The following is an 18,379-nucleotide window of genomic DNA, read 5'->3' as shown; positions in this document are numbered from 1 at the left end:
ATATCTTTAACTGTATAGAGGTGAAGATATGTTTAGAAAAAAATTAATAGAAGATATTGAAAATACTAATTTGCTATTTTCTAATTTAAAATGGGCTTTACCTATTGATGGATTAGTTAGAACTCCGTTTTTTGATCCTGAAAATCCACAAGATGGATATGTAGTATTTTATTCAGAAGTTAAGCAAGAATATGGTATTATAAAGTTCAATATTTTTACTGGTGAAGTTTTATGGACACAGAGTGTAGTCAACGGAGGATATGGGACACCCTTAGTATATAAAAATTTAGTTATTGTATTGAAGGAATTTGATTCTATTGCAGCATTTTCGAAAGAAGACGGAAAATTTATTTGGGAATATAGAGGGTGTGGGCGAGTACGAAGTTCACTTAATATTATTGATGATAAAATAGTATTTTCTTCAAGCAATATAATTTATTTTATAACCGAAGATGGAAAATTAGATTTTAAAATAGAAAAAGAAAATTCTTTCTTTTTTGGAACAATATCTTTATTTAATGGATATTTATTGACAATGTACACTAAGAATGACGCATTAACGCAAACATCTCATATTGTCATAGGTGGTCTCAATCTTGATGGAGGAGCTCTTTTTGAAGTTGATTTGGGCGAGAGCTATATTATTAGTGCAGACACATCTGGTTTTTTCTTATCGGATGATAGTATATTTGTTTCCTGTGGAGAAATCGTATTCAATATCAATGCTAATTCAGGAAGTATACTTTGGGAACAACGAATATCAGGTATAGCAGGGAGACATTTACCCGTAGTAGATAGTAACAACGTTTATACTACAACTCTGTCAGGGAATATATATTGTATAAATAAAAAATCTGGGGAAATAGATTGGATAATAGAAACAAAAGAAGGTTCAATTGTGGCTCCTCCTAGTATTTTTAGAAAAACTCTTTTGGTTTTAGCTGATTGTTCAATGTACTTTATTGATAAGGTAACAGGTAGAATATATGATCGAAAGGTGATAGGACACTCTCCTTATAGTGCGATTACAATACAAAGTAATTGCATAATTGTGGGCGGTGGCGAACCACCAGCACATGGTTTATTACAAGGATATCAAGTATCTGCAGATTACCCTGATGAATTGCTCATAAATCATTTTGAAATAGGAGATATTGTAGAAAATAATGAGTTACAGGTACTGATAAAGGTAGATAGTGATGATATAGAGAATATCAAGATGTTTCCAGCAGTAATATCTCAGAAAGAAATTCTTATAGGTGATAGGATAGGAGAAAGTAAAATATTTTCATTTTTAGTCCCTCTCAAAAATAATAATGTAAAGGGAATGTATTGTGTACCACTTAAGGTTACTTTTAAATCAGGACTAGAGAAAATAGAGCCTATAATTATTGGGTTAAGTTCTAATAATTTATTACCAAGTTCTTTTAAGTTAAATCATTTATATCGGAATATACAGCAATCGGATTATTATAATAGTGGAGCGGCAATTGCTGAATTTTTATTTAGTATTTATGGAAAAGATATGAAACAAGATGAGTTTAGGAAAATCATTGATTATATAAAAGAAAGAAGTAAGTGGAAAGATGCAGATTTTCAAACTTGGAGATTAGTTTTAAAAAGAGCATTGAGTTCGCCAGCAACAACTTTAGAAGAATTTATTATAAATGAAGAGGGGATAGAATGAATAAAAAGCGAACAATAAGTTTTTTTAGACAATTAATTAAAAGTATAGGAATTACTCAAGTTTGTATCTATGTAGGCATCATAGTCGTTTTATTCTTATTGATAGGAATCCAGCCTTTTTTAATATCTGAACTTTTTTCATTTACTAAATCAACTATAGATTATACTTATCTATTCTTACTTTTATTATCATTTTTATCTGTATCATTTGTAGCATTTCCTAAAAATTATATGTTGCAAAAAGTCAGAAAAGTTTCGAAATCTATTGTTTTTAAGGACATATCAGATAAAAGTTATTCTAAGTTCGTTGATATGAATTTAGGAGAAGTTCAAAATTTAGCATCTGAAATTTCATACTCAGCTAGATCGCTACAGTATGAAAGTATTAGTTTTATTTTAAATGTTATATTGATTATCTCTTTGTACGCATTTTCGCTTATAACCTATGATATTTTTATTGGTGGCGTTTATATATTATTTTGTAGTCTTTATCTATGGCTATCTATTGTATTTTCAAAAGATAATGTTCGCCTGATTCAAGATGCGTTGGATTCAACTAGTGAGACCAATTCCTTTTTTGTTGATTATTTTCAAAATGTAGAGGTAATTATTTCTACATTTAGACAATTTTTTGAAACTAAGAAATACGATACAATTTTAAGCAAAGAGCAAAAAACATATTTTAATCTACAAAAAAGGATAGATAGTCATCAGTTATTGTTACAGTTAATTCTATCAGTTATGACTGTTGTCATGATTGTATTAGTATTAAATAAAAGTAGTGATGGTAGTATGGCTTATATCCTAGTCTTAGTTTACTCATCTATTCATATGAACGGATTTGGCAAACAATTTTTATCTGTTTTAGAATCCCTAGATCGATTAGATTTAGCTTTAGATAAAATTGATTTTGGTAGATTAAATAAGGTATCTATATCACATGAGAATACAGATACAGATAGTTTGATTTCTTTAAAAAATGTTCAATTTTCCCATGGTGATAAGAAAATTTTTGATAATTTAACATTCAGCATTCGAAGAGGAAAATTTATTTTAATTAGAGGAAAAAATGGAACGGGAAAGTCAACTTTATTAAAGTTAGTAAAAGGGATGATTACTCCTGATTCTGGAAGCGTTACGCATTATTTATCTTCAGAACAAATAGGGTATTTATCACAAAAGATGACTTTATTTGATCGTACTTTGAAAGAGAACATGATATACCCTTTGGATAAGGTTGATGATGCCTTGTTAATGAACCTAATCGCAGAATTAAAAATGACAACTCTTATTCAAGATGTACATGGATGGTCTGAAAGAAAACCAGGTGATTTTGGGGATAAGTTGTCAGGTGGGGAAAAGCAAAAGATATTGATTGCCAGAGGTATAATCAATCAATATGAAGTTTTATTATTGGATGAAATAGATTCTGCTTTAGATTTAGAAATGCAGACTCAATTAATGACTATTTTAAAAAAATATTACCAAAATAAAACCGTCGTTATGGTAAGTCATAGGAAAATAGAAGAGTCGTTCTTTGATGATATAATTGATATTGAAACGATTAATTGAAATTAGAATAAACATTAGTTGTTCGAGTCAATTTTTTAGTGACTATAAGATTATTCATAGTGGTAATAAAATTATTCGATTGCATTGGTGAAGTTAATTCTCAATACTCACAGGTATGTCCCAAAAGAATAGTTAGATTTTATTGGGGTAGTGATATAGACCACGGAGTAACTTTGGATGAACTAAAAAATTTATTGATAACTAAAGATATTAAGAAATGTCGAAAAAATACACTTTACATTCTTCGGTAGCATTAAAAAGCCTCTCTTAATTTTTGGGGATTATGTTTCATGCTAACTGTGTGGTATAATAAAAGAAATTATACTAGGATTTAAGATGCACACCCTACATGGTTTTTGCACCCCCTTGAAAGGGAAAAGGTTAGATTGTATGATAAATTTGATTGCGACAGACATGGATGGGACCTTTTTAGATGGCCAGGGGAGTTTTGATAGAGAGCGATTTTCACGGGCCTTGGATCAACTAGATCAGAAAAAGATTCCTTTTGTTATCGCTAGTGGCAATGGAATTGGGCGATTGCTACAATTATGCCAAGGATTTGAGCAACGACTGATTTTTGTGGCTGATAATGGTGCCCATATCTATCATCAGGGAAAAACACTCATTCGTCGGACTATTCAGCAAGAGGAAGTCGAAGCAATACTGCGTTTTTTCAAAGGACGTTGGGCGGATATATGTTTGATGTTGTCGAATGAAGAAAACATTTATATGCAGGCTGGGGCAGGTATGCCATTTGCAGGGACGGATTTGCCAATAGAACCAGCTCAAATGGCGGCCTTCCAAAATCGTGTGACCTATTTAGACGACCTCAGTGCCTATCCTAATTTAGAACCTATTTATAAGGTTGGTCTCTGGGTTCCTGAAGCACGTGTAGAATCGATAACGGAAGAGTTTAACCAGGCTTTTCAAGGTCAGCTGGTTGCAGTGACTAGTGGCTATGGCTCCATTGATATATTGCCAGAAGGGATTCATAAGGCGTGGGGCTTGGAACAGGTTTTGACCAGTTTGGATATCGAACCTGAACAGGTGATGGCCTTCGGTGATTCAGACAATGATATTGAGTTATTGTCCTATGTTGGGTATCCCTATGCCATGGAAAATGCGACAGACAAGGTCAAGGCGGTAGCCAAATACCTGGCTCCAAGCCATTTGGAAGCAGGTGTGCTTCAGGTCATTGAAGAATATATAGTTATTTAGTTTATCTTTGATTACTTCGACGAGCGCGGAAACGTCGTTTCCTTATTTCCAACTTCAAACACTCCACAGGAGTGATTTGAACTCGCTTTGCCGTACTCCAGTACAGCCTGCGACTTTTTGATGCGAACGTTGTTCGCTTTATTTCCAGCCTCCAAAGGTTCCCCGAACCTTTGAAGCTAGTACTAAAAGCAAACTAAACAACTATATTTTATAAGTATATAGAAAAAAGCTAGTGTTCTCAATCCAGAGAATGCTAGCTTTTTTTTAATTTCCAACGCTGGTGAACTTGGTCATACCATGGCGGAAGAGTTTGTAATTGATGGTAAATAGGACCAGGACAACTAGTGGCAGAGCCAGTCCCCACATAGACAGGTCTAGGAAGTAGAGGGCTGGGAAATAGGCTGTAAAAGCATAAGGGAAAACAAAAATCAGCAGGATTTGAATGATTTTTGGATAGATATTGAGTGGGTATTGAGCCATCTGATTGAGGGCGAAAATTCCCATAGTCAAAGGGAATGATTCTACAATCCAAAATGCTAGAGCAGTTGGACCGAGCTGAATAGCTGCATAGAGTAGGCCGATACAAATGGCAATAAAGATTAGTAGGGCTAGTTTTCCAAGACTCCATTCCATACCCAGTTCCTTGGAAGCTTGGGCTAGTGCGAGGGAACCGATGAGGGTTGTTCCGATTCCTTGTGGCTGGATTCGTTCACAGATAAGCTGAAAAAGAGGATTGACAGGCATGAGGAGGAGGCGTTCAAATTCGCCTTGTCGGATGTAGCGACTGCCAAACATCCAGAGATTGTCAAAGAAAATCAAGTGAATGGAGCGTCCGACGGTCGCTATTCCATAGATAAAAAGCATTTGACCGTAGTTGAAACCAGCGATTTCCTTGATATTTCCAAAGAGGATGTTGAGGAAAATCAGGTAGACAATTTGTTCAATCAAAGAGGAGAAAAGCCCGATGAAGAAGTCCACCCGAAAGGACATCTGGGCCATCATGTAGACCTTGATGTTATATAGATAGAGGCTGATATATTTCTTCATGTTAACCTCCAAAAATGACAATACGACGCTTGGCTTGGGACCAAAGAGCGGCGATGAAGCAGGCTAGAATGGGTATCCATATAACTTGCAGTCCCAAAGCTGTTAGATCGCTTTCCTGTCCCAATAAAATGGAAACTGGAACGTTAACCGCATAATTATAGGGAAGGAGTTTCAAAAAGTTTTCCACAGCCTGTGGATAGAAGCTGAGTGGCAAAAGCGCCCCAGAGGCTAGATTGAAAAGTCCCATTCTCAGAAGCATGACTCCCCAGGCATTGACTGTAAAAAATGCTAAGAAGCCAAAAGCCATATCCAGTAATTGAACGATAAACATCCCTAAAATCGAACTGACCAGAAAGAGCAAAATGGTCTGGCCGTCAGGCAGGTAGAAATCTTGATGAACAAGTAGAATACCGATAAATACGATGGCAAATTTTATCAGTTCCAAGAGTTTATTTCCAAGGTCTTTGAAAAAGAGGGCTAGGATAAAGGAATAGGGTCTGAGAAATTCCCCCGCAATGCTTCCTTTTAAAATGCTGTAGGACAAATCTTCTCCGAGTGAGAAAGAATTTAAACTGGCTAGTAGATTAGCAAAGATGATATATGTAGTAAAGGTTTGCAGGGTAAAGCCATTGACTTCTGATTGAGTGAAGAAAATGGTTTTCCAAACATAGAGAGCCACCAAAATCTTCACTGCCAGTGAAACGAAAGTCGCTAGAAAGAAAGCCTTGTACTGCATGGCATTCATCATGGTCAGGCGGGTCATGTAGAGATATTTACGCATGGATACCCTCCTCATAAATTTGGCGGACCATGGTTTCAATTTCCAATTCCTTCATGGTGACATCTTCAATTGAATAATGATTGAAAACTTGCTCAATCACCTGGGCACTAGTCCAGACCTTGCTTTGGTAGTGGATTTCAAAGTGAAAATCATCTATTCGTTCAAATTCCCAGCCTTCTAGCTGAAAGTCTTTTTCAATCGGCTTTTCTGTGGAAAAGAGAATGGTCTTGACTGTGGAAAAGCGTTCTTTGAGGACGGTCAGAGAACCATCGTAGACTTTCTTGCCCTTATCAATGATAAAAATCCGCTCACAGAGGCTTTCAATATCCTTCATATCATGGGAAGTAATCAAAAAAGTAGTCTGGTATTCTTGATTCATATAGCGGATGAAGGAGCGAATGGTCTCCTTGACGCTGGCATCCAAGCCGATGGTTGGTTCGTCCAAAAAAACAACGGCAGGCTGGTGGATAAAGATAGCCGCAAATTCACAGCGAACCCGTTGGCCGAGTGACAGATTACGGATTGGTTGCTTCATAATATCAGCCAAGTCCAATAGGTCAATCAAGACAGCCAATCGCTCTTTGAATACCTTATCTGGAACATCATAAATTTTTGCGTGAAGGATAAAAGATTCCTGGACAGGCAAGTTCCAATCCAAATGGGATTTTTGCCCAAAGAGAACTCCGATTTGTTTATTGACAGCCTTGCGATTTTCTTGCGGATTGAGGCCGTTGATACGAACCTGTCCTTGGTCTGGGAAGAGGACTCCGGTAAGCATTTTGATGGTGGTGGATTTACCAGAACCGTTAGAGCCGATATAGCCGATGATTTCGCCTTTTTCTACCTGCAAGGAAATGTCTTGAACAGCAGGGATTGACTTTTTCTTTGGCTTGAAAAAGGCCTTAATCGAACCTTTGAGACCGACTTCCTTATCTATGATGGAATAGGTTTTTGATAGATGTTCAGCTTGAATCATATCATAATCTCCTGTTTGAAAACGTTTGCGTAAGATAAGGATATTATAATATATTCCCCAGAAAGTGGCGGTAAAAAGTCACATTTAAGGTAACATTTTTATTAGAAAATCGGTCATATATTGAGGAGATTCTTGCTTACCATTTTTAATCCATACCTGCATGATACCGAAGAAGGCATGTGAAAAATAGATGCTGCTGTATTCTTTTTCCAGTTGTGATAAATTCTCTTTTCCTAAGCGCTCCGCTAAATCATTGGCAACAAGAAGTCGGACTTTATTGATAAGAAAATTTTGGATTTCTTGAGTTCCGTTATGGGTCAGTAGGGCAGAAAGCAATTTTTCACGATAGAGCAACTCGAAAATTTCTAAAAATGATGATTGGCGATTGCCATCATAACGGTCAAATTTAGCCTCTAATTTGTGAAAAAGTCCCTGTTGATAGGAGTCAATCAATTCATATTTATCCTTATAATGGGTATAAAAACTAGAGCGACTAATTCCTGCTGTTTGAGCGAGGTGGGTGGTTGTAATTTCGTTAAACCCTTGAGTTTCTAGGCAAGTCACCATTGCTTCTAAAATGGCTTGACGTGTCCGTTCTTTCCGATTATCTGTTCCCATTTTACTCCTTTTAAACATTTTTAGACACATTGTCCAAAAAATGATTCTTATTACTTGATTTTGAAAATGATACTTGTATAATATATTTTATCAGTTTTTGGACAGGATGTCTAAAGGAGTTTCTTATGTCGGAAAAAGTAAAGAATTTTTTCAAAAAACCAATGACCATGATCACCATTCTCGGTGTTGCCTGTGTCCCAGCCTTATATAACATTAGTTTCCTAACCTCTATGTGGGATCCTTACGGCCGACTAGACCAGTTGCCTGTAGCAGTTGTCAATCAAGACCAGTCGGCGAGCTTTCAAGATAAAACCCTCACCATTGGTGATGATATGGTGGATAATATGAAAGAGAGCAAAAGTCTGGATTTCCACTTTGTATCAGAAACAGATGCGGAAAAAGGCTTGGAAGAAGGGGACTATTACATGGTCATCACCCTACCAGAAGATTTATCAGAAAAAGCATCCAGTCTCTTGACGGATCAGCCTGAACCACTAACGATTTCTTACCAAACCTCTAAAGGTCACAGCTTTGTCGCTTCTAAGATGGGCGAATCAGCTATGGAGAAATTAAAGGAATCTGTTTCAAAGACGATTACCGAAACATACACAACTGCCGTTTTTGATAGCATGGGAGAGATTCAAGCGGGTATGGTTGAGGCAGCAGATGGAAGTCAACAATTAACAAATGGAGCTAGTCAATTAGAAACCGGAAGTCAGACTCTATCATCAGGCTTATCTACCTTATCTTCATCAGGTCAATCACTGGTGACAGGAGCAAACCAATTGGCTACTGGAGTTGTGTCTTATACAGATGGAGTCAATCAGGCTGCTTCAGGAAGTCAAACACTTTCCAGTGGCTTAACAACCTACACAAATGGGGTAGCGAGTCTTGCTTCAGGTGCGGAGCAATTAAATGCTAATTCCTCTCAGCTCATCGCTGGGGTGGGACAATTGCAAACAGGAGCAAGCCAGGTTGAACAACTGGTAACAGGAGCCAATCAATTGCAGGCAGGTTTGGAGCAACTCGCTAGTTCAACTAGTTTGTCTGCTGAACAGTCTAGTCAAATACAGGCCTTATTGACAGGACTTCCTCAGCTGCAAGCAGCCATCAATCAATTAAATGATAGCCTATCAAGTATCGGAGGACTTGCAGTAGATACCTCTACTCTATCTAGCCTCTTGACAGAGATGGGGGCTCAAGCTCAAGGATTGTTGACTGCAGCTCAAGCTGATAAAACAGTCAGCATTGCAGCCTTGCAAGCAACGGCTACCTATCAGAACTTGACAGCTGATCAGCAAGCTGAATTGGTTGGCGCCCTCCAAAACTCGCCTTCGACAACAGCGACAGCAGCCCAAACGATTTTGGGTCAATTGTCTCAACTCAGTCAAGCCTTATCTAGCCTACAAAGTCTTTCTGGCATGGCAACACAAATGAGCCAGCTGCAATCAGCTGTCGGTCAGATTAACACGGCTGCCAATCAAGCATTGCCAGGCGCCACAACAGCCATTGAAAACCTATCAAGTGGCTTGATTCAGGTCAACACAGCTTTGAACCAGCAAGTTCTACCAGGAACTCAAGCCTTGACGAGTGGTGTGAGTCAACTTCAAACGCAATTATCAAATGGAGCGAGTCAACTCATGTCAGGAGTAACAGCCTATACCGCAGGTGTTGCCCAATTAGCAACAGGTGGCGCCCAGTTGGTTGCGAATAATAGTAGTATCCAATCAGGAGGTGGTCAGTTAACATCAGGATTGGCAACCTTGGCATCCAACTCCAGTCAACTTGTCAGCGGTTCAGGACAACTGGCTTCAGGTAGTCAGCAATTAATTGCTGGTGCGGATCAATTAGCTAGTGGCGGTCAAACCTTGACAAGCGGTATTTCCAGTCTTCGTACAGGTAGTGAAACCCTAACAAATTCACTCAGCTCAGCCAGTCAACAACTATCAGTCATCTCTGTAGAAGACAAAAATGCACAAGCAGTTTCTCAACCAGTCACCTTGGAACACAGCGACCAAGATGATGTGAAGACCAACGGTGTCGGAATGGCTCCTTATATGGTATCTGTCGCACTAATGGTTGCAGCCTTGTCAGCGAATGTTATTTTTGTCAAACACATTGATAATCGCTCCTACAAGAATCGTTGGGATTGGGCCAAAGGGAAATTGTTACTGAATGGTACGATAGCCAGCCTAGCGGCACTGATTCTGTACGGTGTTCTTCGCTTGATTGGAATCGAACCGGCTCATCCAATGGCAACCTTGGGATTAATCCTCTTAGCCTCTTGGACCTTCATGGCCCTCGTTACAGCCTTGGTGGGTTGGAATAATCGTTTCGGATCCTTCGCAAGTTTAATTATCTTGTTACTACAGCTTGGATCAAGCGCAGGTACCTACCCAATCGAACTCAGCCCACGCTTTTTCCAAGTCATTCAGCCCTATCTTCCAATGACCTATTCTGTTTCAGGACTTCGTCAAACCATTTCAATGGTTGGAAATAGTAGTCATCAAGTTTGGATGCTGAGCCTCTTCTTAGTAGGCTTTATGGGACTAGGTCTCTTGATTTATAATCAAAAAGATGAATAATAATAAAACCAACTGCTCCATGTGAACAGTTGGTTTTTGGTTGATGTAGTTATTTTGGTGTTGGTGTTCGTAAATTAATGGTTGCGTTAGTTGAAGTAATGGTCAGGCTATTATTGCTCTCTTTTTTCTCCAAAGTTAAGGTTTGTTTATCCTCCTCTTTTTTGATCGATAATGTTTGATACTTATCTTTAGTGAAAATACCGACGTTTTCAGCTTGTTCGTTGAAGTAACTCATATCACCAACAGCTTGCTTTAGTTCTTCGAGGGTTTCATAGTGGTAGCCTAAGTGTTCCGCAAGTGTTTTGATGTCCAGCTGTGTACTGATATTCAGATTGATGTCTTGTAAGCTCTTATCTGTTAGGTTTATATTTGTAACAGATAGGCTGTGTTCGGAAGGAGTGAGGACGTTTTTTCCTAGGAGAGTCAATTGATTTGCATTCAGTTCTTGGTAGTTTTTAATTGTAACATTTTCCAAACTGGTTTCAGATAGGTGGATGCTACTTTCCTGGAGGTTGATGTGCATATCTTTTAGAGTGGATTGTGTCGCTTGGAAGTAGCCTGCTTCAATCTGACCGCTGTTAATAGTCACCTTGTCAAGAGTGACACCACCAGACAGATTTGCCTCTTTGATATGGATATTCTCAATCGTGAAACCGCCAAAATCATAGAAGTGGAGATTGTGTCCCTCTAATTTATCCAGTGTCTTCCCTTTAGGCACTTCAATGGTGACGGAGAAGACATTGATACGACGTTGGGCCAACCTTTCTCCAAGATACTGCATAATTCCTTCGATAGCAAAAGATTCTTGTTGTGAAGAAAGGGTCAAAGTTCCCTCTTTTTCTGCTAGTTTTAAGGGGGATTGCATATTGTTGTCGGAGTTGGCATAGGTCACATGGTAGTTGCTATCGCTAGACTCCTTGATATAGACGCTGTGGGGGATAAAGTCAATTTTAATGGTATTCAAATCTGTGAAGGTCTTATGGACTTCCGTCGGAGCAGCAACCTCTTCCAAACGGGTTACGCCCCCAGTGAAAAATCCAATGCCAGCTAGAATTAAGCCTGCAATCAGGCTGACAAAGCCGATAATAATGGCGATGGTTAGTTTCTTTTTCATGCTCGTTTACCTCGTTTCAAGATCCATTTGAAGCAAGCCTTGACCAGTCGCCAAGACCAGTAGGCAAAAAATCCAGTCAAGATGTAGATGAGAATAGCTCCGCCAATCAAAGACAAACCTGAGCCAAACCCCATGAGGAAGATATTGAAACCTTCTGACATAAGGCTAAAGGCTTCCCAAATCAGATAGCCACCGCTGGTGAGAAGTCCGACACCCAGAACAAAGGCACCGACAATGAGGGCCAAGATGAGCGCCACCAATCCCAATAGACTAGCTAGGAGAATGAGCAAAAGTGGAATGGCGATAGGCAGGGAAATGACAGCTAGGATAGCCAACCAGAGCGTTCGTTTTGTTTGGCTAAAATTACGGAAGTAGCGACCGAGGAAAAAGGCGCCGAGGATAAGAGTTGCAAACAGAGGAATGACTCCGATAAACTCTCCCATGATAAAGAGTAGGAAGAAAGAGAAGAGACCTGTCATACTTAAGGCTCCCAGACCAACCCAGAGTTTCCAGTTGAGTTGAACAGGCTCTTGTTGATCCTTCTCCTCCTGGATTTGCTTGTTGAGCATGTTATTAATCAACTCACTAGCAGCTTCTTTTGGTGAACCAAGTTCTTCTATAATTTCTGTTTCACGCTCTGGTCCAGCCTCGTCAAAATACTCATTAAAGAAGCTGATGGCTTCAAAGTATTCTTTGTGGGGCAGTTTTTTGAGATATTTTTCTAACTGCTCCATGTATTCAGTTCTTGTCATGGCGGACGCTCCCTTCTATGATGCCGTTTATCGTGTTTGTATAGGTATCCCAGTCATCTTTGAGTCGGACCAATTCTTCGTGACCTAACTGAGTTAGGCTATAATACTTGCGCATACGACCTTGATATTCTTGGGAATAAGTAGTCAAAAAGTCATTTTGCTCCAATCGCTTTAGGATGGGATAGAGGGCGGACTCCTTGATGTTGGCAATTAATTTAATGGTCTGACAGATTTCATAGCCATAAGAATCATCGGATTCCAAAATAGCCATGATGAGAAATTCTGTCAGCACTGCGGGGATTGGAAAATGCATAGGACGCTCCTTTCCTTTGTTGTTAGTTGGGTTCGGTTTTGATATATAGTGTTCAGTTGCATATATCAAAATTTGTTATATATTAAATATACACCTACAAAAATAAATTGTCAAGTGATTATGTGCAAAATAAATAAAATAGCTTAAGACAAATTTTTAATGTGTAAACGTTTTATAGCCTTGAAAAATATTTTCAGAGTAGTAAACTTAATAACAGTACTAACATTCAGGGAGTTTCTGGACTAAAAGAGAATGACCTCAGATGGATTAGTAGTATTTAAGGTGGTGTAAAGATGAAACTATATGTTCAGTTTATGATTATTCTAGTATTTTCATTTTTAGGGGAAGCTATTTCGACTATTTTTCATCTTCCTATTCCGGGAAGTATTATTGGCTTAATCCTCCTATTTTTAGCCCTAGAGTTCAAATTGATTCGTCTTCGCCACATTCATACGGTTGGAAATTTTTTGCTGGCTAATATGACCATTCTTTTTTTGCCTGCAGCGGTGGGCATTATGGAGAGATTTGATGCAATTAAAGATTATTTACTTCCTATTATCATCGTCATTTTAGGCGCCATTTTTTTAAATATCTTAGTAATTGGTTTTGTTGTTCAATTTGTGAAGCAAAAGTTTGAAGGTGACTACATTGATGTGGAGGGAATGCATGACTGAACTTTTTTCAAATCCTATTTTTGGTATTATGTTATCAATTGCAGCATATTTAATTGGAATGCTGATTTATCGGAGATTTCCTCATCCAATAACAACCCCACTGTTGGTAGCTACAGGATTGATTATTGTCTTTTTAAAAATGACAGGTATCTCCTATAAGGAATATTATGCAGGAGGTTCCTATCTAAATATGCTTATTGTGCCTTCAACAGTAGCTCTGGGTATTCCTTTGTATCGTTCTTTCCATCTAATGAAACATCACATTCGAAGTATTCTTTTGGGAATTTTTGTTGCCTGTATTGTCAATACTGTCTTTACTGCCCTGATTGCCAAATGGTTTGGGATGGATTTTTTTCTAGCAATCTCTCTTTTTCCAAAATCAGTCACCACTGCTATGGCTGTTGGTATTACTGATAAAATGCAAGGAATAGCAACTGTTACTCTTGTAGTCGTTGTTGCAACAGGAATTCTGACAAGTGTTCTTGGTCCGGTCTTTTTAAAGCTACTAAAAATTGAAGACCCGGTAGCTGTTGGTCTTGCTTTGGGAGGAACAGGGCATGCCATTGGAACGGGTACAGCGATAAAATATGGGCATACGCAAGGGGCAATGGCTGGCTTAGCTATTGGGATTACAGGAATTATGTATGTGGTGATTAGTCCTATAGTTGCGCAGATTATCTTACAATAAAAAAACTACGGTAGGAATTCCAACCGTAGTTTTTTTTAGTCTACATAAAGTTTGGATTGATTATTCAACCAACTATAAAGAAGTCCGATAAAGAGGCCGCCCCCCACGTAGTTTCCTAATCCAGAAAAGAGGAAATTGCTTAGTACACTTAATAGAGTCATTCCCTCAACTGGTCCACCATTTGCAAAAAAGGCCAGGGAGAAGAGTGAAAAGTTCGCAATGACGTGCTCATATCCCAAGAAAGCAAAGATAAAGATGATGAAAATAACGGAAATGAGACGTCCGGCATCATCTTTGATGCGTAAGAAGGTAAATACGCCGATATTCACAACAATATTAGCAAAGATTCCTTCAATAAACTGGGTAAGAGGTGTTTTTTCTAGTTTTGTCACTGTCGCTTCAAATAGGTAGCTGTGAGCATCAACGTGCTGATAAGGCAGTGTCAATGAAACAAAGTAACAAACAAGGACAGCACCGATAAAGTTGAAAAGGATACAGGTTGCCAACATCTTGAGGGCTGTTTTAGTAGGAATCGTTTTTCGATGGCTGGCTACTGTCATATACATCATGTTGGATGTTCCTAGTTCGGCATTCATATATAAAATCATGAGTAGCCCCCAACCAAACATCAACCCATAACTAAACTTCCCGAGTCCTTCTGCGACATGGTTGAGTTTGTCTGCTGTATAAAGAGAAATGACAATTCCCAATCCTAAATAAAGACTAGCTAGTATCGATCGTACAGCGTAGGCAGAAAAACGGTGTTCAAACAAATCTGCTTTTTTCTTAATGCTTTTTTCAATTGTATATAGTAGTGTATCTTGGGTAGCTCCCATCCTAATCTCCTCACTTTATCTACTACTTTTATAGGGTAAACGTTTTCTTTTTGTCGAATGGCTTTACTTTGTTTATTATACTTGATAAAATGGTTGTTGTCCAAAAAAAATTTAACTTTTGAAAGGAAATATAAGAAAAATATGGATGTTACATGGACAGTGAAATATATCACTGAATTTTTAGCGACTGCACTCCTTATTATCATTGGTAATGGTACAGTTGCAAACGTTGATTTAAAAGGCACCAAAGGAAACAACTCTGGTTGGATTCTCATTGCGATTGGCTATGGTTTGGCAGTTATGATGCCAGCATTGATGTTTGGTAACGTTTCTGGTAACCATATCAACCCAGCCTTCACACTTGGTTTGGCTGTTTCAGGTCTCTTCCCTTGGGCTCACGTTGCTCAATACATTGTTGCTCAATTGTTAGGCGCAATGTTTGGTCAGTTAGTGGTTGTAGCAGTTTACAAACCTTACTTCTTGAAAACTGAAAATTCTAACCATATTCTTGGTTCATTCTCAACTATCAGTGCGCTTGATAACGGAACGAAAGAAAGCCGTAAAGCTGCGACAACTAATGGTTTCTTGAATGAGTTCGTTGGTTCATTTGTATTGTTCTTCGGTGCCCTTGCTTTGACCAAACATTTCTTTGGTGCAGAGTTGGTTGGTAAATTGATTGAACAAGGCTATGATAAAACAGTCGCTGAGACAATGACTGCTCCATATACTTCAGGTTCAATTGCAGTTGCTCACTTAGGCATTGGTTTCCTAGTTATGGCACTTGTTGCGGCTCTTGGTGGTCCAACAGGTCCTGGTCTTAACCCAGCACGTGACCTTGGTCCACGTATCGTCCATGCCCTTCTTCCAAAATCTGTTCTTGGTGAAAACAAGGCTGATTCAAAATGGTGGTATGCTTGGGTTGGTGTATGTGCTCCAATTATCGCATCAATTGCCGCTGTTGCACTATTCAAATTCTTGTATCTATAATATAGAGAACCCGATTCGTCGGGTTTTTCTTTTTCTCTTGGTATATCCAATGTAAAGTTGTCTGCTCTGCTATTTTTCCAAAAACTATGCTACAATAAAGCTAGAAAAAATCGGAAAAGAGGCTAAAATATGTCAGATGTTATTGCTTTTGGCTATGGAAGCAATCGAGCAGAGATGCAGCTCAAGCGACTCAATCGTCATGGAATCATCGCAGGTGCGACAGGTACAGGGAAGACCGTGACCTTGAAGGTCTTGGCGGAGCAGTTAAGTGATGCGGGAATTCCTGTCTTTCTATCGGACATCAAGGGTGATTTGAATAGTTTGGTTGCGGCTAATACCAAGGAGATTGATCCTAGTCGCTTGGAGAAAACCCACTATCTTGATTATAACCCTGTTGGCTATCCAGTTGAGTTGTGGGATGTCTTAGGGGAAAATGGGACTCCTGTCCGCATGACTATTTCAGAGCTTGGACCTGTCTTATTGACACGTTTACTGGGCTTGAATGATACTCAGGAGTCCATCTTGAATATCGTTTTCAGCGTGGCAGATGAGCGTGGTCTTCTCTTGATTGACTTAATGGACCTGCGTGCTATGCTGAATTTTGTGGCTGAAAATGCAGCAGAGCTGAGCCAATATTATGGAAATATTCCAGCTCGTTCGGTTGGTGCTATCTTACGTAGTCTGGTCGTTTTGGAGCAACAAGGTGGTAAGATTTTCTTCGGTGAGCCAAGCCTTGAGATTGCTGACTTGATGCGTACAGCAGAAGATGGCCGTGGTATTATTAACGTTCTTCAAGCTACTGAGCTGTTCAATCAACCAACTCTTTATTCGACAGTCCTGCTCAGCCTTTTGTCAGAACTCTATGAAGTGCTGCCTGAGGTGGGCGATTTGGACAAGCCTAAGATGGTCTTCTTCTTTGACGAGGCTCATGTTCTCTTCAAAGATGCTCCAAAAGTTCTTCTTGAAAAGATTGAATTAATTGTTCGTTTGATTCGTTCAAAAGGTGTAGGTGTCTTCTTTGTAACGCAGAATCCGACGGATATTCCTGATAGCGTGGCAGCCCAGCTGGGCAACCGTATCCAGCATGGTCTTCGCGCCTTTACACCAAAAGAGCTCAAAACAGTTGCGACTGTTGCCGAAACCTTCCGTCAAGAAGGTGGGGAGGATTTAGCTAAGGTCATTCAGGAGTTACAAGTGGGTGAAGCTGTTGTGTCTACCCTTCAAGCTGACGGCACACCAAGCTTTGCGGATCGGGTTTTGATTTACCCACCGAAGAGTATGCTTGGAACGGTCGAGCCGAGCGCCCTCTTGTCTGTCATCAATAACTCTCCTTTGATGGAAAAATATGCTGACGCGGTCAACCGTGAATCTGCCCACGAGCAGATTCTAGCCATGACAGAGGCCAAAGAAGCCGAACTCATCAAAAAAGCAGAGCAGGCCGAGGCGGAAAAACAGGCAGAAAAAGAAGCTAAGGCAGCCGCAAAAATGGAAGAGAAAGCCCAGAAAGAGGCGGCTAAAGCTGCACAAAAAGCCAGTCAGCCAGCTAGTCGCAAAACAGACTCTATGATGGACCGCTTTACCAAGAACCTGATGAGCCAGGTCGGACGGGAAGTTGGGCGCGTGGTGACTCGTGGCATTATGGGCATGTTAAAAGGAAAATAAGATGAGGAACTGGGAAGGAAACTTCTCAGTTTTTTTATCTAGACAAAGTTCTTGCCAGATGCCACAAAATTCGTTAAAATAAACACAAATCACTAGTTAGTAAGGAGTTGCCATGACTGATCAATTGCAGGCATTATTGAAAGACTATCAGCCCCAGCCCTTGGGTGAAAAACGTTCCTATGCAGTCTTCTTGCCCTTAGTCTGGTCAGACAATCAGTGGCAGGTCTTGTATGAGATTCGGAGCGAGTCCATTTCTCAACCAGGAGAAGTTTCCTTCCCAGGTGGTGGAATTGATGAAGGTGAGACAGCAGAAGAAGCTGCCATTCGTGAGGTTATCGAAGAACTTGACATTCAACAGGAACAAATTGAGTTGCTAGGGGAAATTGATTATCTAGTTTTTGGACGCTCGACGATTCGCTGTTTTGTCGGTCGACTTCACTTGGACTGGCAGACTCTTCAACCCAATGATGAAGTGGCTCGATTCTTTACCGTTCCACTAGAAACCTTGCTGAAAACGGCCCCTGTCTATTATCAACTGGATTCACAGATTATCCCAGATTGTGACTTTCCCTTTGAACGTTTGAGAGGTGGGGTTGACTATCCTTTCAGTCATCACAAACGCTCTGTTCCCTTTTATGAAAATCTACCAGAAAATATCTGGGGAATGACTGCTCAATTTACCCATCGTTTTGCGGAAATAGTGAAAAATAATCTATCGTGAAATGATAGGTTATTTTTTTGGAGGAAAAACCAGCCTTTGCGATATGTATCAGTGAAAAAATGGAGACAAAGCTCAACATGAGCAATGTATAGAAAAATACAAAAAAAACAGGTGCGTAGCAGGTAAAAGATAGCTATGACTGGTATACT

Annotated in this window: 17 protein-coding genes; 9 read left to right on the top strand and 8 right to left on the bottom strand. The window is 39.4% G+C overall.

What is annotated here, in order from left to right; all coding sequences use genetic code 11:
* Positions 1-28 precede the first annotated feature (28 nt).
* The 3 genes from K5Q22_RS05810 (at position 29) to K5Q22_RS05800 (ending at position 4,476) form a co-directional block, all read left to right on the top strand.
* Entirely contained in the window at positions 29-1,687 is a 1,659-nt protein-coding gene (locus K5Q22_RS05810) for a PQQ-binding-like beta-propeller repeat protein (protein ID WP_024394724.1), read from the top strand.
* The gene (locus tag K5Q22_RS05805; RefSeq protein ID WP_044775198.1) at positions 1,684-3,258 is read left to right on the top strand and encodes an ABC transporter ATP-binding protein; all 1,575 of its coding nucleotides are present in this window, start codon (positions 1,684-1,686) and stop codon (positions 3,256-3,258) included. The genes K5Q22_RS05810 and K5Q22_RS05805 overlap by 4 nt, the downstream gene beginning before the upstream one ends.
* A 390-nt stretch (positions 3,259-3,648) precedes the next feature.
* Complete coding sequence (locus K5Q22_RS05800; protein ID WP_205013885.1) at positions 3,649-4,476, top strand: Cof-type HAD-IIB family hydrolase; 828 nt, start codon at positions 3,649-3,651, stop codon at positions 4,474-4,476.
* 264 nt (positions 4,477-4,740) lie between these two features.
* Here K5Q22_RS05800 and K5Q22_RS05795 read toward each other — a convergent pair whose 3' ends face one another.
* The 4 genes from K5Q22_RS05795 to K5Q22_RS05780 form a co-directional block, all read right to left on the bottom strand.
* Positions 4,741-5,523, bottom strand: a complete 783-nt coding sequence (locus K5Q22_RS05795; RefSeq protein ID WP_024384750.1) for an ABC transporter permease — start codon at positions 5,521-5,523, stop codon at positions 4,741-4,743.
* 1 nt (position 5,524) lies between these two features.
* Positions 5,525-6,304 (bottom strand): ABC-2 family transporter protein, encoded by a 780-nt coding sequence (locus K5Q22_RS05790; protein WP_024384749.1) that lies wholly within the window; start codon positions 6,302-6,304, stop codon positions 5,525-5,527.
* On the bottom strand, positions 6,297-7,280 hold the full coding sequence (locus K5Q22_RS05785; RefSeq protein WP_205013887.1) for an ATP-binding cassette domain-containing protein: 984 nt from the start codon (positions 7,278-7,280) through the stop codon (positions 6,297-6,299). Before K5Q22_RS05785 ends, K5Q22_RS05790 begins: the two co-directional genes overlap by 8 nt.
* A gap of 84 nt (positions 7,281-7,364) precedes the next feature.
* Positions 7,365-7,898 (bottom strand): TetR/AcrR family transcriptional regulator, encoded by a 534-nt coding sequence (locus K5Q22_RS05780; RefSeq protein ID WP_205013889.1) that lies wholly within the window; start codon positions 7,896-7,898, stop codon positions 7,365-7,367.
* 125 nt (positions 7,899-8,023) lie between these two features.
* Between K5Q22_RS05780 and K5Q22_RS05775 the strand changes: the two genes are divergently transcribed.
* The gene (locus K5Q22_RS05775; protein WP_205013892.1) at positions 8,024-10,483 is read left to right on the top strand and encodes a YhgE/Pip domain-containing protein; all 2,460 of its coding nucleotides are present in this window, start codon (positions 8,024-8,026) and stop codon (positions 10,481-10,483) included.
* Between the two features lie 49 nt (positions 10,484-10,532).
* Here the strand turns inward: K5Q22_RS05775 and K5Q22_RS05770 are convergent, their stop codons facing one another.
* From K5Q22_RS05770 to K5Q22_RS05760, 3 genes are read right to left on the bottom strand one after another with little or no spacing between them, the layout of a single operon-like run.
* Positions 10,533-11,597: a DUF4097 family beta strand repeat-containing protein gene (locus tag K5Q22_RS05770; protein ID WP_205013895.1), complete on the bottom strand. Its 1,065-nt coding sequence runs from the start codon at positions 11,595-11,597 to the stop codon at positions 10,533-10,535.
* Positions 11,594-12,349 carry a DUF1700 domain-containing protein gene (locus K5Q22_RS05765; protein WP_105105134.1) on the bottom strand — a complete coding sequence of 252 codons (756 nt, stop codon included), beginning with the start codon at positions 12,347-12,349 and terminating at the stop codon, positions 11,594-11,596. The genes K5Q22_RS05770 and K5Q22_RS05765 overlap by 4 nt, the downstream gene beginning before the upstream one ends.
* Positions 12,336-12,662, bottom strand: a complete 327-nt coding sequence (locus K5Q22_RS05760; protein ID WP_205013897.1) for a PadR family transcriptional regulator — start codon at positions 12,660-12,662, stop codon at positions 12,336-12,338. The genes K5Q22_RS05765 and K5Q22_RS05760 overlap by 14 nt, the downstream gene beginning before the upstream one ends.
* A gap of 293 nt (positions 12,663-12,955) precedes the next feature.
* On the opposite strand from K5Q22_RS05760, the gene K5Q22_RS05755 reads away from it, so the two are divergent.
* Positions 12,956-13,336 (top strand): CidA/LrgA family protein, encoded by a 381-nt coding sequence (locus K5Q22_RS05755; RefSeq protein WP_105136652.1) that lies wholly within the window; start codon positions 12,956-12,958, stop codon positions 13,334-13,336.
* Entirely contained in the window at positions 13,329-14,024 is a 696-nt protein-coding gene (locus tag K5Q22_RS05750) for an LrgB family protein (RefSeq protein ID WP_002937552.1), read from the top strand. Before K5Q22_RS05755 ends, K5Q22_RS05750 begins: the two co-directional genes overlap by 8 nt.
* A 35-nt stretch (positions 14,025-14,059) precedes the next feature.
* Here K5Q22_RS05750 and K5Q22_RS05745 read toward each other — a convergent pair whose 3' ends face one another.
* Positions 14,060-14,860: a formate/nitrite transporter family protein gene (locus tag K5Q22_RS05745; RefSeq protein ID WP_205013898.1), complete on the bottom strand. Its 801-nt coding sequence runs from the start codon at positions 14,858-14,860 to the stop codon at positions 14,060-14,062.
* 141 nt (positions 14,861-15,001) lie between these two features.
* On the opposite strand from K5Q22_RS05745, the gene gla reads away from it, so the two are divergent.
* The 3 genes from gla (at position 15,002) to K5Q22_RS05730 (ending at position 18,230) form a co-directional block, all read left to right on the top strand.
* Positions 15,002-15,847: an aquaglyceroporin Gla gene (gene gla / locus K5Q22_RS05740; protein WP_044673757.1), complete on the top strand. Its 846-nt coding sequence runs from the start codon at positions 15,002-15,004 to the stop codon at positions 15,845-15,847.
* A 129-nt stretch (positions 15,848-15,976) separates the two neighbouring features.
* Entirely contained in the window at positions 15,977-17,509 is a 1,533-nt protein-coding gene (locus tag K5Q22_RS05735; RefSeq protein ID WP_205013899.1) for a helicase HerA-like domain-containing protein, read from the top strand.
* A 112-nt stretch (positions 17,510-17,621) separates the two neighbouring features.
* The gene (locus K5Q22_RS05730; protein ID WP_205013900.1) at positions 17,622-18,230 is read left to right on the top strand and encodes a CoA pyrophosphatase; all 609 of its coding nucleotides are present in this window, start codon (positions 17,622-17,624) and stop codon (positions 18,228-18,230) included.
* The last annotated feature ends 149 nt before the right edge of the window (positions 18,231-18,379 follow it).

The organism is Streptococcus sp. 2018162 (genome assembly GCF_019754175.1).
Taxonomy (GTDB): domain Bacteria; phylum Bacillota; class Bacilli; order Lactobacillales; family Streptococcaceae; genus Streptococcus; species Streptococcus hashimotonensis.
Note: the sequence above shows the minus strand (reverse complement) of the source record. Positions and strands in the feature narration are given on the sequence as shown.